At 49.4% G+C, this 25,775-nt stretch carries 13 protein-coding genes and 1 pseudogene; 1 reads left to right on the forward strand and 13 read right to left on the reverse strand.

The window, feature by feature from the left end; translation table 11 throughout:
- Positions 1-44: 44 nt before the first annotated feature.
- Positions 45-1,409 carry a T6SS phospholipase effector Tle1-like catalytic domain-containing protein gene (locus ACORQT_RS24920; RefSeq protein WP_444859451.1) on the forward strand — a complete coding sequence of 455 codons (1,365 nt, stop codon included), beginning with the start codon at positions 45-47 and terminating at the stop codon, positions 1,407-1,409.
- A 459-nt stretch (positions 1,410-1,868) separates the two neighbouring features.
- Here ACORQT_RS24920 and ACORQT_RS24925 read toward each other — a convergent pair whose 3' ends face one another.
- The 13 genes and pseudogenes from ACORQT_RS24925 to ACORQT_RS24985 form a co-directional block, all read right to left on the reverse strand.
- Entirely contained in the window at positions 1,869-2,366 is a 498-nt protein-coding gene (locus tag ACORQT_RS24925) for a helix-turn-helix domain-containing protein (RefSeq protein WP_197751418.1), read from the reverse strand.
- Between the two features lie 373 nt (positions 2,367-2,739).
- Positions 2,740-4,953 (reverse strand): ADP-ribosyltransferase, encoded by a 2,214-nt coding sequence (locus ACORQT_RS24930; protein WP_444859452.1) that lies wholly within the window; start codon positions 4,951-4,953, stop codon positions 2,740-2,742.
- Entirely contained in the window at positions 4,836-5,480 is a 645-nt protein-coding gene (locus tag ACORQT_RS24935) for a hypothetical protein (protein ID WP_444859453.1), read from the reverse strand. Before ACORQT_RS24935 ends, ACORQT_RS24930 begins: the two co-directional genes overlap by 118 nt.
- Positions 5,481-5,984: 504 nt before the next feature.
- Positions 5,985-6,148, reverse strand: a pseudogene (locus ACORQT_RS24940) (integrase core domain-containing protein); the annotation flags it as partial.
- A 163-nt stretch (positions 6,149-6,311) separates the two neighbouring features.
- Positions 6,312-7,055: a hypothetical protein gene (locus ACORQT_RS24945; RefSeq protein ID WP_444859454.1), complete on the reverse strand. Its 744-nt coding sequence runs from the start codon at positions 7,053-7,055 to the stop codon at positions 6,312-6,314.
- Between the two features lie 624 nt (positions 7,056-7,679).
- Positions 7,680-14,945, reverse strand: coding sequence for a hypothetical protein (locus tag ACORQT_RS24950; RefSeq protein ID WP_444859469.1), 7,266 nt, complete (start codon positions 14,943-14,945; stop codon positions 7,680-7,682).
- 283 nt (positions 14,946-15,228) lie between these two features.
- On the reverse strand, positions 15,229-16,110 hold the full coding sequence (locus tag ACORQT_RS24955) for a DUF4255 domain-containing protein (protein ID WP_444859455.1): 882 nt from the start codon (positions 16,108-16,110) through the stop codon (positions 15,229-15,231).
- A 75-nt stretch (positions 16,111-16,185) separates the two neighbouring features.
- Positions 16,186-17,715: an ATP-binding protein gene (locus tag ACORQT_RS24960; RefSeq protein ID WP_444859456.1), complete on the reverse strand. Its 1,530-nt coding sequence runs from the start codon at positions 17,713-17,715 to the stop codon at positions 16,186-16,188.
- The gene (locus ACORQT_RS24965) at positions 17,712-18,275 is read right to left on the reverse strand and encodes a hypothetical protein (protein ID WP_444859457.1); all 564 of its coding nucleotides are present in this window, start codon (positions 18,273-18,275) and stop codon (positions 17,712-17,714) included. Before ACORQT_RS24965 ends, ACORQT_RS24960 begins: the two co-directional genes overlap by 4 nt.
- A gap of 35 nt (positions 18,276-18,310) precedes the next feature.
- On the reverse strand, positions 18,311-20,062 hold the full coding sequence (locus ACORQT_RS24970; protein ID WP_444859458.1) for a contractile injection system tape measure protein: 1,752 nt from the start codon (positions 20,060-20,062) through the stop codon (positions 18,311-18,313).
- 28 nt (positions 20,063-20,090) lie between these two features.
- The gene (locus ACORQT_RS24975) at positions 20,091-20,978 is read right to left on the reverse strand and encodes a hypothetical protein (protein WP_444859459.1); all 888 of its coding nucleotides are present in this window, start codon (positions 20,976-20,978) and stop codon (positions 20,091-20,093) included.
- A gap of 25 nt (positions 20,979-21,003) precedes the next feature.
- The gene (locus ACORQT_RS24980) at positions 21,004-23,901 is read right to left on the reverse strand and encodes a hypothetical protein (RefSeq protein WP_444859460.1); all 2,898 of its coding nucleotides are present in this window, start codon (positions 23,899-23,901) and stop codon (positions 21,004-21,006) included.
- Positions 23,894-25,714, reverse strand: a complete 1,821-nt coding sequence (locus ACORQT_RS24985) for a hypothetical protein (protein ID WP_444859461.1) — start codon at positions 25,712-25,714, stop codon at positions 23,894-23,896. The genes ACORQT_RS24980 and ACORQT_RS24985 overlap by 8 nt, the downstream gene beginning before the upstream one ends.
- Positions 25,715-25,775 lie beyond the last annotated feature (61 nt).

Genomic DNA, 25,775 nt, shown 5'->3' on the forward strand with positions numbered 1-25,775 from the left:
CTATCAGCATAAACCGAAACATATAAATATTAGGATGAAACATTATGCTTAACTTGTCAGAAAACAAAAAAAATGACCTCATAGTAAATATAAAAATTGGGGTTTTTTTTGATGGAACTGGTTTAAATGCGAATAATATTACTTTGAAAAAACCTGAAGATGAATACTTATATAGCAACATTTATCGCTTATACAAGCATTATGGTAAAAACTATGACGAAAAAGAAAAAGATGTATATCTTAAAGTCTATGTCGAAGGTGTTGGAACAAAAAACAATGAAAAAAACAATATTGTTGTTATGGCAACGGGTATTGATAACCTTGTAAGCCATGGGTGGGGGGCCTTTTCAAAGTATAATAATAGCGTGAATGATGTTTCCCAAATTATCGGAAATTATTTAAAAACCAAGTCAATTAAAAATTATCATTTAGACATCACATTTGACGTCTTTGGTTTCAGTCGCGGAGCTGCGATAGCACGTCATTTTACCAATAAGGTTGCTAAACAGGATACATTTTTTATTGAGAAAATTAGGGCTGCTATTGAACCTTACTCCTGTTCTCTTGTAAGCCGTCCCTCTGTAAATTTCCTTGGCCTTTTTGATACAGTGGCTTCTATTTGGTCTCTTCACGGTGATCCTCATGACACTGGTTATACTAATGAGCTTGATGTTAATCTTGGACCTAAAGTTGCTGGTCAGGTATTCCAGATAACAGCAATGCATGAGTGTCGATATAATTATCCACTAAGTAGCCTTGAGGGGTTCTATCCTCAATTAGAATTAGCTGGGGCCCACAGTGATATTGGCGGTGGTTATGCTGCTTACGAGTCTGACAGATCTGAAATTACTGATACTTTTTATTACATTCCATTTTCTTCGTCCGTAGAAGAAAGAATGACAAATGATATTAATTTACTACGCGAGGATAAAAGATGGAATAAGCTTCTTCATGATTGGAAGCCAAATATCCATTTGGATGGAGTTTTTGGCTGGGGTGAGGTCAAAAAAAATGTCCGAGGAGATCTACAGTTTGTCTCTCTATTGATCATGGCGGATTGTGCAGAAAAGTACGGATGTAGTTTTGATTCTGGAATCATTGATAAGTATGAAATGAAGATTACTGAAAATTTAAATCCGTATTATAAAAGTGCATTAATTAATATGGATAGCGTGCTTTCTGATATGCCTCAAAAAATCCCTCAGACACTGATTGATAATATTACTGATGAATATATTCATGTCTCATCTACCTGGCGGCTACTTGGTGATGATGATGAAGTAATCAACAAAAACATAGAGTTGAGAAGCACTTTAAGTATACAAGAAAGCACTATAGATGAGATATTCACTATGCGTCCTGACGAAAATTGGAATAGAAAAAAGTATCTTAACGATCAACCTATTTAACTTTTAGAATGACATCCGCAAGATTTAAAACAATCTGGCGGATGTCAAGCTATTCTGCATTATATATAAACAATGGATTTTGTTCAATGCTTACATTATATCTACTTTTAATCTATTTAAAGAACACCCTTTCCTCTATAAAGTTAAAATCAACAACAGCTCTAGCCGGTGATTGGGATGTGGTTACACAGCTATATGCAAGTCCACTCTTCATACTTTTACCGCAGACGAAGTATTGAAATATTTATGCGAATGTTGGGCCTTTACAGTCGGCAGTTCAACGGCAACTCTTTGATTTCCAGCCTCCAAATGTTGGTCAGCTATCACATACTTTAATTGACCGCCGTCGAAATCGTTTGTGTTGTGAGACCCTACGACCATTGTGAAAAATACCATCTGAATTACATCGAAAAAAATTTATGATAATGGTAGCTACAGAAAATCTCAAACATCCATACGTTAACATGATTTTTTATCGATTGAAGACGTTATCGAATTAAGAATGGCTCGTACTTCATCAACAGCTGAAGAAACGCCATCAAAACGACTCACAATCATATCCAGCTCATTATTCGAAATAAATACGTTACAATTCTGTTTTTTATTTTCATTATTTTCCTGAAGATTGATAATCAGTAAACTTCGGCTCAACTCACCCACTTTGATTTTATTATATTTATCAAAAACGTAACCAACTCCTCTCACATTTAAAATATAATCCTCAAAGAAAAGAACCTTTAACTTAACTCTTAACCTGTATATCAACTGAATGAGATTATCCTCATAGTTTTTAGCATCACCCCAAACAAATTTTATAATATCTGACTTAGATAAGTCTACAGATTTATCCTTTATTAGTTTAAAGAAAAGCAAGTTCTCTTTCTTTGTTAAGAACAAGCAACATTCTAACTCATTAGTAATGATAGCTTTATCAATATCAAAAAAAAAATTTACCATTTCAGGCCCTAGGATAACTTCTTACCGACAATTTATGAAAAGAAAACAATTAAACAAAATTGCTTCATGCCTATCTGAATTTATTTGCTATCATTGATTATCCTCTAATTCGTAAGCAGCCATTTCAAGGTCGAGTTTACTTCCTATTTTTCAGAGCAGTTTAGGGGCGCAGCCTCTTATATACCACTGATGGTAAGTGTTGCGGCCATACTCCTTTCATATTTCTTTATAAATCATCTGAATATTAATAATTTTACTTTCTTTACTATCCAGTACGACGCTCATACCATTGCCCGGTCGGCCTCAAGTTCCCCCCTTGGCAACTTCGTACCTGCGGTCACCTTCCAGCGGCAGGTGCTTCGCCATCCACTCTTCACCGCGCGATCATTTGCACTTCCGCTTTTTCAGCCCTTGAGACCGGCAATGCGACATCCAGCAGCGCTTCTGACATCTCCGCCTCTTCTGACGCCCTCGGCCTAAGCACCACCACTTTCGTCTCCGGCTCCAGCCCTTCGACGCTGCCGGTTTTGAGCTGTTCAATCAGCGATGCCAGCTCACGTTCCCCTTCGGGGTCGCTCCCGTCGGTCTGTCCGGGCCCGGTCACCCGGACCTTCACGTAAGGCAGCTTCGATCCATTCGCCACTTCAAAATCGAATCTCTTTTTCTTAATCATTGAATTGGCTTCAGGCGGATAGCCTTTTTCAAGATGCAGCACATAGCTTTGTTCAACGCTAAACGGCGTCCCTTCAGGAAACAGCACTTCTTTCTCGCCCGGAGCATTACTGATCCCTTCAACCAGCGATCCGCTGACCTCCCCCGGTTTCACCACAATCAGCGCCCCTTTCGCCATATAACTCTTGGCGACCGCCGGATCGTAAGTGGTACTCATAAACCCCGGGAACCGGGCATTATTGCCCTGTTCAAGCAACGCCTCGGCCACGGCAGCATGACTGCCGTGCCAGAGCGTGCCGGAATACCGTTCAAACATCGGCGATTCGAGCGCCCTGTGGAGCAGTTCGACCGTCTGGCGATACTCACTTTTCGCCTGCGAACGCTGGCCAGAAGTGAGGTATTGATTTCTCTTCAGCAGAGCTTGCAGACGGCTCTCCATCTCCCCCGCATTTTTCGGCGGCGCGAACCCGCCGTAACCCGGGTTGATCACATTGGCCCCGTTGGCGGTGTAGAAGCGGGTGACGGCCAGCAGCATCCCTTTAAGTAAAATATCCTGATTCTGTTTACCGTCGCCAATGGCATCAAGCAGGCAACTGGCGCGCGCCTGCGGCGTCTTTTCTGTTGACACGCGATCCAGCAAATTCACAAACGGATCTTCTCCGTAGTAAAACGGATCCAACTTCAGTTGACCAGCCAGCATATTCGTCCCCGGCTGCGTCAGAAACACCTCCCAGATATCGTTACGGTTACCGTAATTGAACACATGACCCAGGGAGTCTTGTTGCGTGGACTCAGCCAGGAGCGAAGCCGCAGCATTGAGCATGTGCGCGCGTTTAGCCTCAGGTAAGGCATCAAGCCAGGTCGTAACCGCCGCGTCTTTTTCCGCATCCAGAAAAGGCGTGCCGGGGGCGCCGCGGGCAGGGTGCGGCGGTAGCTTTCGCTCCTGCACATTATAGAGTTTGAGATCCTCCCTATTTTGCGGTGCATATAGGATCCGTTCTGACGCCAGCCCGGAGATATCTTCTGTTTCCCCACCGCTGGCAACCGCCTCACCTATTTTCAGCAAGTAATCATCTGAAGCATATTGCGCCGGATATCCCCTGCCCGCGGTAATGAACTGGTCAAACTCATCCCGACTGATGTGAACGGCGCCCTGCGCCGGCAAATGGATCGCTTGCCCTTCGAGAATAAGGGTTTTGGCTTCCAGCGCGGGCAGGTCAATATCCTCTGTCACCAAATCTTCATAGGCGCGCAGCCAGTCGCCACTCTGTCTGGCTCCCCAGGCCATGTTCGCGTCACTGGGTACGGACGTGGGCCCCCGCTCATCAAACTCCATGGTATAAGCATCCAGCGCCCCCATAATCTCGGTAAAACTGTGATCGCGCGCCTGGATCATCCAGCCCAACAAAAGCAGCCTGAATGCCTGGGCTTCAGCTGCAGGCAGATTCAGCAAACGGGCAATTTCATACATATAGGACGTGGTGCTGGACGGGCCGGAAAACATCGGCAGTTTTTTATTCATGTTCTGCTGACGCCAGTTCACCACCAACGGTTTTTCTGCCCCGATTGAGGTCATCGATTTATCGTTGATAACGAAACCGCCGTAGCCCGATTCATGTTCGTCGCGTTCCCTGAGGGAGAATGAATGGCGTCGATACGGCGGCGGCTTTATCGCCTGCAACATGCCCTTAAACTTGAAGCCCGTCCCTTTATGCGGATCGCCGCTTGGCCGGCCGCCAATTAAATCCGGTGACGTTTTGTTACCCAATGCTTCCGTAGCGTTCCAGTCGACGTATTTTAGCCACGGCCAGCCATGAGGCTGAGTGGTGATCGGCTTCGACATGGCCGGCGATGCCCCTGCCGTTGAGCCGGCAAAAATATCCAGACGCGGGTTGGCTTCTTTGCTGTCCAGCAACGACTCATTCGCTTCTCCCCCAGCTTGCGCAGTGTCTGCGGGTTGCGAAAAGGGCGGATGTAGCTGTATGCCAGGCTGGTCAACACGCGGGCATTAACCTTGCTTTCATTCAGCAGCGCGTTCATTTGCTTTGCCCATTCCGCATTATCGCTGCTCCACCCGTCCAGGAAACCGATCCCGGCATCCGGATTATTTTTTGCTACGGAAAAAGCAGGATCGCGAGCCTGAACAATCGCCGTCTTCTCCAGCGTTCGGCGCAAAAAAGAGCGAGCGATATACTCCACCGCAGGGAATTCAAGCAGATCGTTACCGAGATGATTAAACTCAAATGCCTGGTTTGCCTCAGCTATTTTTTCTACCGCTTGGGCAACCACGCTTTCTTTCAGAGATTTTTCTGCCGCGGGGAAAAGCCGCTCAACCTTATCACGAATGATATTCTCAATATTTCCTTCATACTCTGCCGCACGGATAATGGCTTTATTAAACTCTGCTATCGCCTGCTGTAATTGTGGGTTATCTGTTGGCATCAGAATACTTCCTTGGGGTAAAGTTATATTTGACAGGCCACTGAAACCTATTAAATAACGAACGTTTTTATTAATACACGTTACAGTTCTGTAGCACTTATTGGTTAATAAAAAACATCAGTTTTTTTACCATTTAGCCCTGCAAGCTAGCAGGGCTGTCTACTTACTGTTGGTAAAGTCAGTCATTGCACTTCTGTTTAGTCATAAGGCCCATGCCAAGTGTCATTCCACATATTAAGTCGTAATGAAGCTTGATTTTTCTTACTCGCCCATTCATTAGCCTATTTCTTTCAGCAACTTCATTTCTTAAGTTATCCTCACTCCGCCTCCTGCATTAACTTAACGACTCTCATCGGATGTCCTCATTCCAGTTTGAACTTTCTGCAAGAATACATCTTTGTCGCACGCCAGCGGCTCACCGCTGCTCAGCCCTTCCGTCAGCAGGTCACGTAACTTATACTTTTGCCGCTATTGGCCCTAGCCCAAAACCAATGCAGTGTTAAATCAAAGATCTTCGTATTTCTGGATACTTCGGATAAACTCAGCCGGTGTCATCTCATTTAATGACGAATTCGTCCCTCATGATTATATTCCCTGCGCCAATTGTCGAGTTTGTCCTGATCATCTACCAATGACAAAAACCAGTGAGTGTTCAGGCACTCATCCTGCTGGCCTGTCACTGTTTTTCGTCTAAAATCAACCTTCATTTGGCATTGAATCCAACACCTCAGCATCAGGCAATAACCCCCTCTTGTGACAGGCTCTTATTGAGCTATTTCCTGCCATCCAAATATTATTCACCAGCTTGTCATCAGTAGCACACAGGCAGTGTCACCGTCTCTCCCACATCTTGTATTGATGAGGTTCCGAGTGCGTCACATCGAGATTCTTGAGTTGTTCACCACCGATAATTATTTCTACGCCGCCCTCCCTATCATGAGGTCCGTTGAATGCCACACCCATTTCGCTCAGCGTGGGCATTAGCGGTTTTCCTGGATGAATGTACGCTGTTGTATTATCCCCCAGAATATCGGGGTTGTTGATTAAGAAATGTTTGACTGCTGCGGCTTTCTGGCCCCCTGAATAACTATCATCGCCGTGACGCGGCGCTGTATTACGAAGAATGGGGATGTCTTTCGTTACCACAAACGTATGAAGCCAGGCACGTCCATTACCAGTGTTCTCATCGAGATAATCCATTTCATACCCTTCAGATATCGCCTTATCCAGGGCAAAGTATTGACCTTCCCATTCCTCTTTATTTTCCTGGCCGGCGAGAGCCCTGGCCGCATCAAAACTGTCGTATCTCATACTCTTATAGAGCACAGTTCCCGCCGGCAAGTACTCTCGCGTCAATTCCCCCGGCGCAATGCTTAGTTCATCGGGAAAATCGATTTTTTTTTCGGGAGCCATCAGCGACGCGTTATATGCTGGCCCGGATGCACAGTATCCAGACTGAAACCGTTCGTATTCACCAGGCGCAGAAAGGGGTGAATATTCACGGCTTTCATCACTATGATCACGCTCGTCATGACTTTTCTTTACGACTGGCGATTCTTTATTGTAAGCGTACATTTTATTCCTCTCTCTCTATCCTGATTTTTCAGTGTTTCGGCGACTGGCCGGGGTTGTGCGCTCAGGGTCAACACATAGCCGCGGACAACGGCGGCCCCCTGGCTTTGCGGTCAAAATAATCGCGGTACTCACTTCACAGGCCAGTCGGTGGTCGGCCAGTAACGCGTTGAGCACCAGATACCCTGATTCTTACTTAAGATGTGCGTGGGTACTGAGCGGCAATAGCGTCTGCAGGTCACCGGGATCTCCACCTTTCGACCACAGTCACCGGCTGTCCGCTTGCGCCCCGTCATAACCATCGAACTAGCAACCCACATGCCATTCACGGCTCGTCGGTTTAGACTGATTGATGGAGGGTCATTTCGACACTGAATTCCGCTTCGACGCGTTTTTTCAGCAGGCGGTCGAACTGATTGTGATTTTTAGGCGATTTGTGATTTTTGGTTAGTCCGTCAGCCAGAGCCTGCAAGTTTTTTCGTCCATAAATCAACCTGTTTTTTTGATGATGCACTGAACATATGAAAATCAGTCAGATACACAAAATGCTAAACAGGCTCTATGGTGTTCCAGGGCGATAGAACACGTTTTACTGACCTACGTCCGTTAATGCGGCAGAATCGCAGACTAACCTATATTCATAACCAGATAGCCAGTCCCCTTGAACTCGATACTCGTTATTGTCTTATGACCAAACTCTTCTGCATGTTGAGTCAACATAAATAACGTAGCCTTACAATTGTCTGTGCCCAGAAGTGTAAAAAAAGCGTCTGGATTATTCGTTGGTGAAACAACGATAACCCGCCCTCGTTGGATTCGGGTTCCTATAGCACTTATAACACTTTGAGTAACGCTATTTTCAATGCTAGCCTGAGTGGAACGTATTAACTCCTTCGGATCAACCCCTGACTTTTTCAGTGCATTAAACATGATCTCGGAGTAAGACAAAGGATTTCCATATCGAGGGTCTTGAGTAACATCATCTTTTTTATAAGACGATGATGTGATGATGTTTTTACCATCTTTAGATATATATAAATCATAAGCTGGGATTTCAGAAGACTTTGCTCCAATCTTCAAGTTATACAGCTTACCTTCTGTAAGATGAGAAACATTAGAAGGAGCAGAGGCTTCAGTCTTGATAACAGAGTATCGATTATCAAATGCATTCGTTGTATCAACCGATTCGAACGGAGACCTCGCCTTCGAATGATACAACGTTTCAGCTTTAGTTTTTAACACTGAGAATGCTTCCTTATTTTCACCAGGTTTAAATTCAACCGATCTTAACGTGCCAGATGGTCTTTGTGGCGACGGCAAAACAGAGGGAGATGCCTGTCCCTGCAGTGACATTACCGGTGCCGGCGGTACAGAAGCGGATGCCTGTCCCCGTGGCGACATTGCTGGTGCCGGCGGTACAGAAGCGGATGCCTGTCCCCGTGGCGACATTGCCGGTGCCGGTGGAGCAGAGGTGGATACCTGTCCCTGTGGTGACATTGCCGGTGCCGGCGGTACAGAAGCGGATGCCTGTCCCCGTGGCGACATTGCCGGTGCCGGCGGTACAGAAGCGGATGCCTGTCCCTGTGGCGACATTGCCGGTGCCGGCGGTACAGAGGTGGATGCCTGTCCCTTCTGTGGCATTGCCGGTGCCGGCGGAGCAGAGGTGGATACCTGTCCCCGTGGCGACGCTACAGTTACCGCTGAAGGAATATTTTTTTGCTTTTTAAAGGTGTTATACCAAGTCGGCGATGTAACAAAAACTTTCACCACCATAGATTTTGACTCTGACTCTAATTCCCGTGGTAATGCATTATAGGTATTAGCCGCTGTTCTTGAATTACTGAAATCAGTATAATAAATAAGTTTTCTTTTGGTTGCCCCACTATATTTGCCCGCCCATTCCTCTGCCGAAAGAATTAATGGGCCACTCAGCTCTCTCATACCTTTGCTTTCAAATTGATGAGCTGAAATATCAAACACATAGTCTTTTCCTCCTTTATTTCCAACAACTGCAAAATGATTCATTGGGATTTGCTCGGTTGCATTATTCCAGATAAACATGCCTCGATAGCGAATATTATCGAATCCCTTATCTTTCATGAAATCACTTACAGGATTCATTAATGACTCACACTGACCTGCCGGATTCATGATTTTATTATTGATACTGGGTTTCTGCTTCAATTCCTCCAGATAGGCCGCGGCATCAATATCACTGGTTAGGTTGTAATTTATCTGTCTCTGTGGGGTAGAGGCAGGGAGATTTGGTACGGAGCTTGCAGTTGAGGGTTCATGAGTTTGTAAAGACTGATGTTTGTTTTTACCGAACAACTTGCGTAAGAACGAATCTTTCCCACCGCCTTTCAGTCCGACATTGGTGTTAAATACCCATTTGTTATTTTTATTCAATTTTATCGGAGGGAAATACCCTGACCGGCTAGATGAAGTGGGATTTATTAAACGTAACGTATGATTTCCTTCATCATATTTAACCTGATAGAATTTATTATTATTTTTAATGTAATAATTATAATCCTGCATGGATTGAGGGTTATCAGGACGAATTTTATATATGCCGTGATTAGAGTGAGCCCCCTCAAAATTGATATCGTTAACCTCCCAGTCCTTTCGGAATAACCCTCTTGTTTTTTTTGTCTTACTTACTTTCCACCATCTACCACCTGAATTAATGATGGGATTTTTCTTATCACCATTAACCAACATCCATCTATTATTGCTGTGATTTTTTTCGACGTGATACAAATCACCTTTTTCACCTCTTATGAAGCTTTGGCCTGAATTATCTTTCAACACCCCATCATTTGTTAATTCTAAATCAACCTTTATATTTTCACGGGTTAATGCGCCCCCCGAAAAATCATCCAGAGATGTTAACTTCAAATCACTTTTTACCCCTTTATACAGCCCTTTGAAAGTCGATCTGATCGGTACAGGTTCAATCGCATCATAAAATGCTTTTGTCATCAATAAAGAGTTTTTTGATGCTGCGGATAACAAATCTGGTGAAACTTGCTTTGCTACATATTTAAACAAATCAAATCCACGTAGTCCATTTTTCATCCCAGCTTTCAAGGCAGTGCGGCCTAACTTCATGACTTCAGATGCTGATTTCCCTGCAGCACCTGCGGCTTTAACTACAGGAACAACACTTGCGAGGTCAAGGAGTAACTCTCCACTGTCAATTTTATATTCTGAATCTGTAGATGAATTGTAAATGATATTATAAAACGGAATAAAACCTCTTATTACTTTCCAGGTAGAATCAGTTTCATCCATAGCTTGATGTAGGTTTTCCACATAGGCAGCCTGTGCAATCTCCAGTCCTTGTGCCAGCGTGCCGGCCACTGTCGATTTATCATCAATTAAAATGGGTTTCGCTTTGTCATCTTTTGCTAATGTAAAATATTGGTGTGATATATTTCTTATTGGGTTGTTATTCCAATCTTTACCATACAGCGGCTTGATAATCATCTCATTCACTTGATTAAAATAATATAGTCCATCGTATTGCCTATATCTTGCATCTGCTTCGCCATTAAACCATCCTTTTTCAAAACCAACTAATTTCCGAGATGACAACAATCCATTGATATTATCACCCGCCTGCTCGGTAAGAATAACAGAACGAATGCTGCCCAATAAGTTGGATACGAGAAGATATCTTCCGGATGATAACTGCATCAGAATAACTCTCCCAGGAATATATTGTGCTGGATTTAGCTCAGGACTAATAGCCTCACCAATAGTGTTAGTATATCCGCACAGAGATTTGCCAAATACAGCCCAAGTCTGTATAGACTTGGGTTTTTGATTAAATTCATCAAGTGTTATTCCACTACCAGCTATAATACTACCAGATAATATTCCAGCATCGTATTTATTATACTTATCTCGATAATCATAAAATTGCTGATTAAATGCACTCCTGCTTTCAGCATCCCCACTTTTCTTAAAGTCAGAAATAGTGAAATATCCAGCAGGTTTTTCTTTTTGTAATGATTTATTAAAAGGATTTAATCGTTCCTTGTCGAGGATGAATCTATTATATATCTTTGTTAGGTTAAGGCTGGAGAATTTTTTCTCTATCGTTGCTTTATAAATAACAGCTGACAATTCTTCTTCAAAAAATCCTTCTGAAGATGCCTGCATTCTACTGATAAGTTCATGCGCCAAATCGGCTGCAAAAATCACATCTTCATAGTTTCCTTTTGGTTTATAACCCTTCATTTTGGCTATAGTGTCTTGATCACTAATTGCCTTAAGGTACTTAATTAATGATTTCATATCGATCAGGGAGAGTTTAATTAATTCACCTTCATCTTCATCTTCATACTTAACCAGCATAAGGTCTTCAATATTTTTATTTGTCAGGTCAGTTATTTTGTCCGTTAGTTTTATTATTGAACCATTAATACCTCCCGATGTCAGCTCTCCATTCGAGTTGATTTCATCAGCAGGCAACTTTATGGTGGATTGTTTACCGCCCCTCTCATCCTGATACATTGCCTCTTTTAATCTTACATAATTTTCCTCGCTAATGTTAAATTTGCCATCAAACTTGTAATGCTTGGAGTTCAATTTACTGATGGCTATATCGAAATCGTTATCCTCATCACTCACACTGTGTAATGCTTGCAACGATACATATAGGTTATTATAACTCAATTTATCAACATTTCTTTTTATAAAACCCTCCAAACTTTTAAAAATAATTTTTTTTGCGTAGGTATCTGTAATATTTGGCTTAATTCTTTTTATATAGTGATACCTTTCTATAACCAAGTTAGAAAACTTCTCATCCCCACCAGAGAAAAAATCATCATTACTTTCTTCACCAGAAGAGCTGATTTTATTTGATGCGATATTTAAAATGAATTTGGATAGTTCATTTTTCTTTCGTTTCCCAAAAGTTCCCGCATCCTTATTTTCACTTTGACGGAAGTCTTTTCCTATTGAGGAAAAATAACTTTCATCTTCTTTACTCTGCTCAATACCATTACCCCCCCCAGTTGATATATGTCTCTTGCGTCTAATCAGACGTTGGGACGCCTCTTTCTCATTGTCTTCAAGTTGATCTGCAGGATCATGCTCATCAGACAACGGCTTAACATCCATTTGCGGTCGTAACGGCGATGAGTGACTCACCGGCATGGCCTCTCTCTCATCTGCCGCAGCATTCTCCTGCGGAGGATTATCAATTCCGGCAGCCATGTCGCGCCATTGCGCTTGTGGATGCGCTTCCTCATTGCTTTCAGCAATATGTTTGCTTACGAATGCATTACCAGGAATAGCGTTATTTGCATTTCGGCCTGCTTGCCAGCCTCTTTGCGCCCCTTTAAAAGCGGCCGTAGTGGCAGTATCAAGCACTGAATCAAAAATCATCCCCCCCACTGAGTCCATTTTTATTTTTTCACTTTGCTTCTCTTCCGCCACATGTTGATAAACTGCGCTAAATGTGTTCTCGCTGCGCCCGACAGATACATTATGCAAGGCCGCACCTGCGGTTAGCCCGGCACCGGCCGCAAGTTTGATCGCGCCAGGCACGGGCGCCGTCAGTAGATTAAAGCCAAGTTGCTTGAGTTTTTTGCCCAGTAAGCCATAAATAGCCTTATAGGGCTTATCATGACCGGGCATGGTATAATGATTAACCTTGTTAACATTGTACGGTATTTTTATCGAGGCCTTCAGCACCTTATAGGGGAGCCGGAAGAGGCTGGATACGTTGAACGATACCGCATTCAAAGCCTGTTCAAAGGACAGTTCAATAACAATACGGGTGACCCCTCGCGAAATCCGCTTTTGCCCCCATTTCACAATATACTCAACAAGCCCCTTCTCTAAGGCAGCATATTGCTCCGGACTCATCGGTAATCTCAATTCATCATGACGGGCATTTTCAAGCTCACCGGCAAGCCGGGTGGCGAAGAGATACCCGGCCGGATCGCCGGTTGAAAGGGTCCCCGCTAATAGCCCCTGTTCTTTCAGGGAGGCAAGTACCTGCTGTGTATCCGGCGGCGGATAATTCCCCTCGTTCTGTGCGTTGGCAAGGTTTGCCCAATGTTTGGCAAGGCGTGCTCCCCGTGAATGGTCATCCAGTGGCCTTTCTGTCAGTCGTGCAGACTCTGCCGACAGACGATCCTTCACCTTTGTCGCCAGCAACTGTGCTTTGCCTGCCTGTACCTTGGCCTCGGAGAAATTGCGCGCGGAGTTTCCGGCGGCAAGCGCGGCGTCATTCAGCGCCTGGGCCGCGGTAGCAAGATCCCTGGCCATGTCAGGCATGAATTTATCCACCAAATACCCAACCTTCTCCTGCAGAGAAAGGGCAATATCAACAGGCAGCCGTGATTCCAGCATGTCGTTGACTGACATCCAGTGCTTTTCAAGCACCTTCTGAATGCTGTCGGTGGTACTACCCAGGCGTGCCAAAAGGGATTGCGCATGGTCGATATCGCCGCCCAGCAACCGCTCCAGCGCCGCCACTTTTGCCGCCCGTTGATTTTCTGGGTTTTCCTGCTCCACACTGACGTTCACCCATTCCCTGACCTGCGCAACCAGGTCCTCCTCACCCGACGGACTGACAGGGGTATTGCTGCGCTCTTGTTCGCTTTCCCGGCCATCCGCCGCGGAGTAAACAGCCAGCACCCCTTCAATTTTTTTCAGCTCATCCACTTTTGACAGCAGTGCAGCGCTGGCGTATTGAATTTTGATGGCCGGCTGTTGCCACTGCCATAAAATGCTTCTGATGACGGAGTCGGCAACGACATGTTCAGGGGCCTTTGTTGGCGTGCCGGTGGGATGACCATGCTGTGCGATTCGGACAAGCCGGTGCGCGTGGACTTTCATGCCCGCCACGGCAGTTTGCGCTTGTAATTTTTTCTTATCAAAACCCGTTTTGATACGCTGAGAGAGGGAGTTTGAGCGCGACAAAGAGGCAACCACCTCATCATGCTGTAGGGTCGGGGGAATGGTGCTCAGGCCTGCGTGAATCGACACTTTTGCCAAATCGCTGGAGAGACTCTGAAGATAGGCGGCGACATGGCTAAAGAACGTCTGTGGATCCCCCTGAAGTTGACGGGCTTTTTGATTGGCTTTTTCTGCTTCGTGCCGCGAGGCCGCGATCATCGCATTGACGGAGGACGACTTACCGGCCTCCCACGCCGCTTTCCGGGCCTGCATAAGGGAAGCCCAGGCGGCATTGCCTGACGCCTCTGCCGTCATGCTTCCCAGGGCCTGTATCACCGTACTTTTATCATAGGAGGAGAATACGCCGGTAATCTCTGCGACCAGCATGTCGTGCCTTTTTTCCGGGGTACTGTAGTCATCCATGGCACGCAGAGTATGGACAACACGTATCAACGTCTGCAGGGTTGATTCCAGCCGTCTGGCCAGTGACTGAGCCGTACGCCGGCTCCCCAATTCGCTCCCCGCGGCTTCCGCAGTGTTTTTGCGGATCAGCTCCTGCTCAATCCAGTGCTTTATGACGTCATCCGAAAGCGTGCTCGTAAGACGCTCTATGTTGCCTATCTGGTCCAGCAGCCACAGAGAACCCAGCGGCCCCCCAACGCTTACCTGAAGGCACAGGCGAGATTTGGCCGCGGCCAGGTCGTCACGCAGCTGCGTCAGTAACCCCCCGTCAACCTCGGGCACCTGACTGTTGTACCCTTTTAGCCTGAATTCCTGTGCTTCTTCCAGGTGAGCCTCGCGAATAAAAGTGAATAAACGCTCATAGCCGCTGCCGACCGACAGCCCCTCATCAGGTGGCGGGGCAGTGGCACCACCCTGGCTGGCCAGTTGGTACTCCTGGCTAGCGTTATCTTGTTTGGATCCTTTTGCGTGCGTGTCGTTTTCCTTCGACTCACGGGAGTAAGGCATAAAGCTGTCCTCAGGTTTGGATTATTTGCGGCTGAGTTCTGAGAGGTACTGTATCCTGTCGAGAATAAACTCACTCGGTTTACGGCACGAATAACGTAGATAGACGAAGCAACGGTGACGGCATGCCATTATCGGTGTCTGTTTCAGGCTGCACGGTATGTCCGCCAGATAACTGAGGACACACCGGCTTATAATATCAGCGAGGCCATAAAGACGCCGGAGGGCAATGTGGTAAAACGGTTACAGACGGAGGATATAATGCACATGCCACTGCAGAATGAATTTAAATCCCCGTCAGGTCCGTATTATCAACTGCGGTGATATAAATAAGGTAGCCATCGACCATAACCACCGCAGGCTCATCCTTTTCCCACTGTTCAAAAACCGTATTCATCGGTGCAATGTATTCTTTCTGCGTCATACCGGTCACTCGCAGCGATACGCTGATGTCAGCCGCACTTCCGTTTGACGCGGCAACCGGCGAAGCCTCCAGATTAACGTGCGTCATCGCCAGACGGGCATCATCACCACCGCCCAGCGCCACGATTAATTGCTCCCGCAGTACGTCGGAAATGGCCTGTGGAGAAACGGGCGCTTTTGGCTCAACGCTGGTAGACACGGATTTCACCGGGGTCACTTCCTCGCCCTTATCGCTCAGGCTAATCGGTACGGTGACACAATAGTTGAGCGACAGGCGCGGGCGATTGCCCAGCGATTGCCAGAAGTTACCCAGGCTGTTCAGATTTTCTTTGGGCGGCATAACCTGCGTATACGCCCCAGGAATATCGGCAAGTTGGCGATTGTTAATCAACGCCGCCAGAACCTGAGACATGACTTTTATGGCCTGGTTGTCGGGCTGACTGTCCGGGTTGCCGGCATCCGTGGCGGGACCGGTTGATTCCCAATAGGTAATGAGATAGTTGCACTTCACGTTGACCCAGCCGGGTGACAACCGTTTTGTGCCGGCATTAAAACCCCGGGACTCGGCAGTACGCAGCTGCAGGTCTTCGTGGATATCATAAAGAAACACGCTTATCGCAGCATCGGACTGCGTCGCATCCACATCCGGTAAATCAAAGCGAATTGCCACGTCCTTATTCACATAAGCACGCAACATCTTATTCATCGCGTTATTCACGTCAAGCAAGGTTTGATAATTAGACATCCTCGTTCCTCGGTATTAATAGTAAGTTATCACTGTCCATGATGCGTTATTGACACGGGATATTGCGTCGGCGGGTTAAATAGCCAGCCGCCCTGTTTTGGCCAGTTCACGGGTCAACGCTGTTTCGATATGACGGTGACTGACTTCGTGATTGTCACTTTCTTCGGCGAAGAAGGCGGCCAGCAGGGCAATATTTCTGATATTGGCGCCGGTAATATTGGCCCGCTGCGCTAATTTTTCAAAGTCCACGTCCGGGGAGACGTTGATATTCTTCGGCCATATTTTTTTCCACATGTTATGCCGCAGCGTTTCATCCGGATAAGCAAAGCGAGTAATAAAGGTAAAGCGCCGGTTGAATGCACTGTCGAGATGACTGCGGTTATTGGTGGATAAAATAACCAGACCGGGGAAATTTTCCAGCCGCTGTAACAGGTAAGACACTTCAATATTGGCATGCCGGTCATGAGCATCCTTGGTCTCACTGCGCTTGCCGAATAAGGCATCGGCCTCATCAAAGAACAAGATACCGGCATCCTGCTCTGCCAAATCAAAGATGCGGGAGAGGTTTTTCTCGGTTTCACCAATGTATTTATTGATAACCGTAGAGAGGTCTACCTTGATTAAATCGACCCCCAGGGTATGGGCGAGCACTTCCGCCGCCATGGTTTTCCCGGTTCCCGAGTCGCCGTAGAACAGCGCGCTGATCCCGACGCCATAGCCCACCTTATCTTTAAAACCGCCGGCCAGCACTTTTTCCCGATAGCGAATGGCCGTCAACATCTCCTGGAGTTGCTGCAAGAGGCTCTCTGACACCAACAGGTCGTTTAATGTCCGCTTCGGCGTAATGCGTTGCGCTAGGGAACCGAAATTCTGTTGGTTGCGTAAATTGAGCGCCTGGCGAATATCACACTGTTGCAGCACATCCGCCGGGTCGCGTTGCTGCCGATACAGTTCGGCCTCTTGTACCATCAGCGGCAGGCTTTCCGGGGTAAAGGTATAGCGCTGGCTGAGACTGATAAGGTCTATATCCGCCGCACGTTGTTCCGGCAGGCAATCCCTGAGCAGGTGCAGTTTTTCCTCCTGCGTTAACACCGGCATCGCTGTCTGCAAGGTGGGCGTCTTTTTCAACCATAAAGGCGGAGCATAGGGTTCAACCAGGCACACTACCCTTAATCCCGGCTGGTTCAGTTGCTCAGATAGCCTCTCCGGCAGTGACGTGCTCTTTTCCATCCTTGCCTGCAGGTTACGTATAACCATGCCCGCGCCGCGCATACGAGCTTCACGCATCAGACAGGTTAAATGCAGTAACAGCGCATCGTCATCACTCTCGGCGCACTTATCGATATCGACCAGCAGCGTCTGCCGGTTGTCAGAGGCAAAAATGCTCGACACCGCATGGGCTCTGGCGCACCCCGGCATTCCGCGCAGCAGCACCACGGCGCGCGGCTCAATATCGTCAGTCAGTAACACGCCAGCCAGCGTGTCTTTTAAGCCGGCAGGATAAAATGGCAACACTGGTGGCGTTGACCATTCCGCCCACGATGCTAACGCCGGTGCCAAATAGTGATGCCCGAGTAAAAAATGGTACACGCTGCTGTCGGTCATAAAGCGGGTCTGGCTCCAGGCCGGATTTTTTTATTCTCCTCAATCGTTAACAGCTGACAGCTCATTAACGGCGCCTGAGGCAGAAAACTGGCTTGCTGCGCCCGCTTTTCCCTGTCTGAAGGGCAAAATAGCGTGAGGGCCAATGAAAAACTGGGCAGCTGACTTTGCCCTCCCTGCTGGACCCAGGAAAACAGATCATAATAACGGCTGTCAAAATGGGGCAGCAATCCCAACAGCACCGTGTCCCGTTCAAAGTCGGTGAGCTCGAAACGATGAATCAGGTCCGTTAAGCCTTCTGCCAACAAGGGCTGCCCGTTTTCCGCCCGGTATAGCGGCTGTGTGAGGGTGGCCCAATGAGGCCTGCCGACCGGGTGTTGCCTGCGCGCCTCCACCTCCTCCTCGCTGAGCAGAAACGCATTAAGCCCCTCGTGACGCGCTGAATGGCAGTAATAGTAATGCTGTAATAGCAGATCGATACGTTCCAGCTCGCTAAACAAGAACGATAGCTGGCAATCACCCTGCGGAATAAACGCAGGCTGAAGTGCTGAAGAAAGCGTCATGTTGATATCCGATAAGAAGAGAAAATAGCGGCGGTTTAACCTGTGAAACCGTCTAGCGGCCAGACGATGGTCAGTGGCTGTTCAGTCCACGGGAAAGACGCCAGCGTCATGGGCCACGGCCAGTCTCTGAGTAAGAAATCATAGGGTTCCGGCCACACGCTGATTTGAGGGACTGGCCCTTCCGTGCTGATTTCCCCTGCCCGTTGCAAGAACAATTGCCGAATGTCTGTCAGGCTCAGCTTTTGCCAGCCGGGAAGTTGTTGGCCGATGGCGGCCAGCCAGTCGTCAAGCTGTTGCAGCTGCAACAGACTCAGCGGCATCGACGGCGGTACAGAGGTTGAACACGACACCCCACATAACACCTGATTCAGCGTCAACCGGCCCTCCGTCGGGCTAACGTCCCCCCAAACCAATCGGTCGAGACCGTACACGGCCTGCCACCGCGCCGCATCGCTGACAAACCGCTCTTCCTCCCATAGACCCAGCAGGGAAAATAGCTGAGGCAAGAGTGGCCACAGCAGTAGCAAACCGACGTTGCTGATCCCCAGACTTGATAAGCGTGATTCACTCGGCGAACAGAGGCCGCCTTTCCCTGGCTGCATCGTGCGTTGGGGGGCTGACGGTATTCCTTCACACTCTGGCAACATGGCGTTATTTCGCGATAGCAAAATCTGCAGAGCATCGGATGGCATCCTCCGGCCCTGCGGCAACGCAGAACTCCCTGGCGGTACTGCGACCTGCTGGGAATCGGATGGCATCCGCCTGTTCTTCGACAACGTGGCGTTATATCCCGATCGCACAACCTGCTGAGCGTCGGACTCGATTACCCCGTCCGGAGATAACACCGTATTATCTTGCGGTGATGCGTCTTGATTGGGAAGGGAGTGCATCTCTTTTTCTTCCTGCATGACATCATCATCTTGGCGCTGTAAACAGCGACTCAGATAAGCATCAAGGCGCTGTACGCCCCGCCCGCCTTTCAGTCGATGAATCACCTTGCGCACGGCGGGTTGTCGCCACAATGGCAACAACCAACGCATCACGATCAGGGCGGGATATGCCGGTTGTCCAGGCAATATGCTGTTGGAAGGCCGGTTACCGGTCAGTAACTCCGCGACCTGCTCAGGGGGAACCTCTCCCCGATCAATAGCCTTTGCCCAGTCAGTCACCTGGCTGGCTGTGGGGGCGTGCTGATGCATCAGCCAATTATGCCCCCGTTGGTTTTTGAGTAAGTACAAGACGGCGGCTATCGACAATCGACCGGCTGTCACCCGGCTATACCAACATACCGGCAGCATTTTTGGGGATTGCCATGCCCCCTCAAGTAATAGCTTCAGCAACTGCTGAAGCTGGTATGCTGGACTATCCTGTATCAAGGATTTAAGCGTGACGGGTTGCAAGCAGCCCTGAGCCCGTTGAAACAATTCTTTTTCGACGGGATGATCTTCTTGAAGCCAGTTCTGAAGCACGAGAATATCAGGAGTTTGGAGATTCATTTCTTGTGGTTCTCCGACGGACGCATGCTCGCGAACGAGGCATTGTGCAAATGCCTGCGCCAGCTGCTGATTAAACTGTGTATCAAATTGTGCTACCGAAATAAAACCGAGGTTAAGTTCCAAACTATCCAAATAAAGCGACATCTTCGCCCCATAGCTATGCATAGTCTGGAGAAGAACGGATTTTAAATTATCAGAACCAAATAAATTGGAATGCATCAACTTATTGCCAGATAAACGACTGCCTATTTTTACCTGGTGCTTTACTTTATGAATAAAGAGAGATGTCATTCCCTCCCTCCCTCCTGCATGCGACATATTAGGTTTTAATAATAAAGGCCAAAATATAATATGGAGGTACTACATTAACAGTGTGGCTATGGCAATCTTGTTTTGCAACAGCATCATGTTTGTGCGGACGACTATCTCCACTAGTTTTACAAAATTCATTTTTATAGCTTGGAGCAATCCCACTTCTCTCAAATATAGCTTGGCCGTCATGCCCCTCCTTGCCCGCCGAAAATATTTCGTGATCATGACTCGGCATCTCTTCTATTGTCAAAGCATGCCCATCAACCGTGATGTTAATATCAGGCGCCTTCGAATCCGAAGCCGCATTAAAATATTTATGATTATCATCCCCTTGTGTTTTTTGGTTGTTGGTTCTATTTACATTGGTAAATCTGGAAGAGCCAAGGACAAATCTATCCTGTAAATCTGGCCTTCCTTCTTTACCGTCGCATAATGCCCATCCCTTCGGCATTTCAGCCTCTGTACCGGCAAACATCATTACCATCCCTTTCTGGAATGTTTGCTCTGGAATAAGACAAACTCCCTTTTCGCTATCAATCTGAAGTCCGCTCCCTACCTTAATGGCCACCCCATCCTGATCAACGCTAATCCCTTTAGCTGCGTTGGGTTTTAATTCCAGACGCCCCTCCGATGAGAGGGTAAAACCATTTGCCGGCCCGGTTTGGCCTTGTGCGCACCCCACCGCCTGACGGCCCATATTGGCCAGATCAATCAGGTCCGCAAAATCCGTCTGCAACGGAATACTACCTGCCTTAAAGCGCGCCTTCAGCGCATCGGCCTGGGGCAAGGCTCTGCTTTTTAACTTGCCCTCACGCGCTGTGTCTGTTGTTTTGGCTAAGGCTGCCGAGGTATTCACCGCGGTTTCTGCGGTGTTCTTAGAGGTTTTATCCGTCATTTTGCTCTCCAGATTCGTTATGATGTTAAAGGGTAGTTGGCACGTCTTTCGGCACGTAGAACAGCTCTTCTCGCAGGATAACGTCTTCGTGCCACTGGCTGCCGTCACCGACAACCTCGGTGCGCTGCGCCTCGGTGGCGACGCGCATCAGGCCGATGTTCAGTTGGGTCACAGGGATATGCCCCAGGGTCAGCATCTGCATCAGTGCAAAAGCATCATCACCCAGCGGCATGCCGCTGTTTTGCCAGCGCGAATAGGTCGCCCCAAAACTTCTGAAGGTGGCGTCATCAAGCCAGTGATTAATCAGAGACATATGGGCCGGGAACTCCGCCATGATGGTTTCCTGTACCCAGGCAACCAGCTGCTCAGGCACAATATTCTGGTTTTCTACCAGACGGCGGTTGAGTACCGCGCTGACCACAAAGGAGAACCGGTCTGTCGTCGCATAGTGTGAGTCACTAAACGACCACTGATAACGATAGCTGGCCTCCGCTGAGGGAAACGCCTCTGTGCTGCCGGCCGCTTTTTCGATAAGTAACGTGCCCGCTATCGAATCGACCGCGATCACGGTTGCCGCAAGCTGCCAGTCAGCTTCCGCAGTTGAAGCGCGATAAGCCTTCGCCCCCGGCTGGGCAAACTGCAGGCCGGCAGGACGAATGACAATGCCATCCCCGACGCTAACCATGGCGGGATACGGGCTTTGCGCGTTACTCGCCAGTAAGCGCTGCTGTGGATTAGCCGGTTGCCGTTTTGCCTCAGCATAATTCAGTCGATAATTCATATCCTGCAGCCAGACATTGCTGTTTTGCCAGCGCAGGTTGTGACTCGCCCAGGCTGTCTGAAGGCGTGACAGGGTGTTGTGCAGTTGCTGACTGTTTTCCGTGCTGACGGTAAAACTGTCCCCGTCGGTCTCGATAACCAGCAGCCGGCTGACATGCAGTCGACTCTCCCCTTCAATCGCAATCAGGTCGATAAGTTGCCCCTGGACCACCTTGCCGGCACTGCCCGCCTGCGTCAGGGAAATTTTAGGCTCGGCCACCGCAAAACCGGTCGGGGTCTGCTCACTGTCAAAGGTGCTGTCCGGGATTTGGGGCAGCAGCTGACGATGCTCAATCAGGTAAAACGGCAGTTGACTCAGGTCCGGATTATCCGCAAAGCAGATGCTGTCAAGGCCGATGCGCGCCGCAATGCGCTTTTGTAGGGCGGAGACCTGGTCAATACGGATATTGATGCGGTCGTAACCTAAGGCGGGTTGCTGCGCCAGATACGCCCGCTGCGTCGCCAGAAAATCAGCCATATCCAGCGTCAGCGGCAGGGCGGCCCGCTGGGCGCCAAAATACCCCAGCAGATACTGAATAAAATCCAGTTCGCGGGCAAAATTGGCCTCCACAGACTGCTTACCCTGCGTGAAGATAGCCGCATCCTGCTGCGCAATCGCTTGCAGCGCTTTCGCGTAGGGCTGATGAATAGTCTGTTGCACCATCGCGTTGGTGTAGGGCCAGCGGGTTCCCCGAATGGCGTCGCCCCGGTCTTTAAAGGCCAGTAAGGTCGGCAGCTGCGCCAGCTCTGCCGTACCGTCGGCCAGCAGTTGGTCTACAGGTAGCAAAAACTGATGCACCGCACGCGTCTGGTCATCAATCACGGCATCGGGCTGCTGCAGCGCATAGCATTCGGGCTGGCGCTGCCCGACGGGAATATAGCTCGTCTGATCGCGAAAGCGGCCGGCGGGTAACACCGTGGGCGTCGTTTCAATCAGGTCTGGCTGCGCCAGGTAGCGCGCCATTGCCTTACTGTCCAGCGTGTTGCGAATACCGCCTTTCGACACCAGGGCTAATGGGCCGCCGTTTGTGGCCAGTAGTTCCAACGGCGTCTCCCCCCATAGCAGGGGGTAATAACCGTCAGCCACCTGCCAGCGCCAGCTGTCCCCGGTAACGGCCGTAATGTGGCCATCGCCTTTATCAACCGACAAGGTGCTCAGGCTGGCCACGCCGGGGATAGCCAGCAGCAGGTTCACCAGCGGGCCGAGGTTGAGGACGTCCCCCCCGGAGGTGATCTGCGAGGGTGCCGTTTGCTGCCAGCCATGTTTCAGCTTCGGCCCCTCGAAAATGGCGTCATAGGCATCACCGAGCGCCCGCCGTTGTTCGGTGGTATAACGGGCGACCGCCAGGCGCAAGAACGCGTCGGTAACCTGATAAATCTGCGCCGCCACCTGATTGATGTTGCCGATGTTATCGGCCAGCTCAATCGTCATCCTTGGGACAAAGGTCGCCGGTTGCAAACAGATAATGCGCGATACCGCTTCGCCGAGATTACGGTGCGCTGCAAGAAACTCAGCCAGGTATTGATCTACTGTCGCCCGGTTCTCGGATGACAGGGACTGGGTATAGCGGGTCGGGACCAGCGTCAGCCACAGATTCCCCCGCAGAGACAGCGTCTTCTTGTCTTCAGGCTGGGTGACCGTCGGCTCCGTGAAGCTGTATTCGCGTTTTTCCGCGTTATACCACCAGTGAAAACGGTACGCTTCAGGTTCTTGCGTCAGGCTGACATCGCTGAATAAAAAATCCTGCTCCGGGGTGTCCAGCGCGTCAATATCGCTACTGTGCAGGTCCAGTAAGGCGCGGCGGTAATCCTCTGCCGTCACCGTGTTGCAGGTGAGCACCTGTTCAGGACCGAACTCTTCCGGGAACAAGGTGTTCCGGTCTGGATGAGTCAGCAGGTCATTCAGCGGCAGCGACGCACGGTAGCTGAGGTCGGAACAGTTCCAGGTTGCGGACTGCAGCAGGCTGACGCCCGGATCGTGGTCGCCGGTATCCGTCCAGATATCGCCACTGAATGCAGTGACTTTTTCGTGAGCCTGTTGCCACAGTGCCTCAAACGCAATCGCGTCCTTCACCGCCGGGAACAGGGCATTTTCTTTAGACATCAGTCTCTCCTTGCGGACATAAAATCAGGACCTCGTCATCCCTGGCGGTGACGGTGCTTTGTGTTTCCACACGCGTGCATTTTCCCTCTTCATCAATAACGTCGTGAATAAGATCCAGCGAGTTCACGAACTGCACCAGGGGTGACTGTTGCAGCGTGGCCAGCAGCCGGTAGTAGTCCACCTGATTGCCCGGCGTGACCGCCTGGCGCCGATCGGTTGCCCAGGGCATATAGTCGTGTTGTAACTGCGCCGCGAGCTGTTGATAGCCATAATTTGGGTTAATACCCGCTACGAACGTCACCCGATAGCGGGCCGTCACATTGATATATTTCGGGTTCTTGAGCGTCGGCGCCGCCCACAGCGAAGTGTACTGCGCCAGCCACTGCGCCATCCGGGTCAGCCTTCCTTCGCTGAGCGCCGGGCGCAGCGCGTCATCGTTGTCACCATAACGGCCGTCAGGAATAACCATCAGCGATTGCACCTCAAGCGCCGGCAAACGACTCAGTTTGTCCACATCGGGAAAACGAACATCAAAAATCTCCGGGTAGTGCTCCATCAGCAGGCTGCGCATATTGTTCCAGGTGATCGCCCGCTGCCGGTGGGCTATCCGGGTCGCGGCGCGCTGCAACATCGCCGCCTCTGTTTCCCGTGGCTGCCCGCCGACAGAAGGCAGGGGCTGGCGAACGTCGCTGATGGCGGCAACCGGCGTTACCAGCTGGCTGATGGTATTGGCCGGCAAGGGCTGGGCAAAATGGCTGTCATCTATCGCCTGCGTCATATTCAGGGTTGCGGTCATCGCATTGGCCAGCACGGCCTGCAGTTTCGGCATTGGCTCGTCGGGTACGCTCTCGTCCTTTGCCGCTTTCTTTTCTTTCAGCGTGCCTTTGATCCAGTAATACCCGGTCTCCTGCAGCCCATCATTCTTTGGCGAGCCCGGCTGACTGTCCGTCGGCAGCCGGGCCCGCCACAGGTTGCTGACGGACAAGCCCGCCGTCTCGTCCCGCAACTCGGCATCCAGCGAAGCCCACTGTTTTTTATCGTTGTAATACCACCAGGTGACATCGAGCGCCGATGAGGCGCGCACAGACCAGTAAACCGACAGGGTGTCCTGTGCAGAAGTTCCACTGAACCCCAGATAAAGCACAGAGGTTTTCTCTTGGGTGTCCGCGCCGTCCCCAATTTCGCTAAAAAGACGCAGCCCCTCTGCCGGTAGTGCAATGCTCTTCGCGCTGTCGATGGCGGTATACCGTTTCCACGTATCCCCAACCTGGGCCGTCCAGCACAGCTGTTCCAGTTGCTGGCCGGTGATCAGCAGACTGTGGTCAGTCTGATAGGTGATGCTGTTCCCGGCGCTGTCCTGGCCGCCATCCAGCAGGCTGCCGGCGGGTAACGCAGTCGGGGACGCATTTTTTTGCAGCGTAAAGCTCACCGCCACGCTGTCCGGCTGGGGGGCGCGGGGGGCAAACCCCAATAAATCCCGGTAGTACAGTGAGCGGTGCCGCGCCGGCACTGTGTTCAGCAGAGCTTTGGGCGTCTCGAGCAGGTGCATCAGCGCCAGCAGGAACGCCTGCTGCACCGGCAGCGTTTTCTCTGCCCGTTCGGGGTGCTCATAGATGTTACTCAGCGCTTGCGGTGTGCGGCCGGCCAGCCAGAAGTTTTTCCAGTCAGCGTCCGCATGGCCGGCAAAGGGCACTGCTTCGGTATATTTTTCGACCAGATTGAGCAGATCCTTCCCTGTCCGTGGCTCCAGCAGGAAGGTCTGGTCGGTTAATCCGCTGCCCACTCTCTGTTTCAGTTGCTCCAGGTCAGACATGATGTTGTCCATTGGTTATGTGATGATAAAGAAGACACGCAGGGTCCATTTCGCCGCCTTG

Source organism: Serratia sp. (in: enterobacteria), assembly GCF_052400455.1.
Classification (GTDB): Bacteria; Pseudomonadota; Gammaproteobacteria; order Enterobacterales; family Enterobacteriaceae; genus Serratia; species Serratia ureilytica.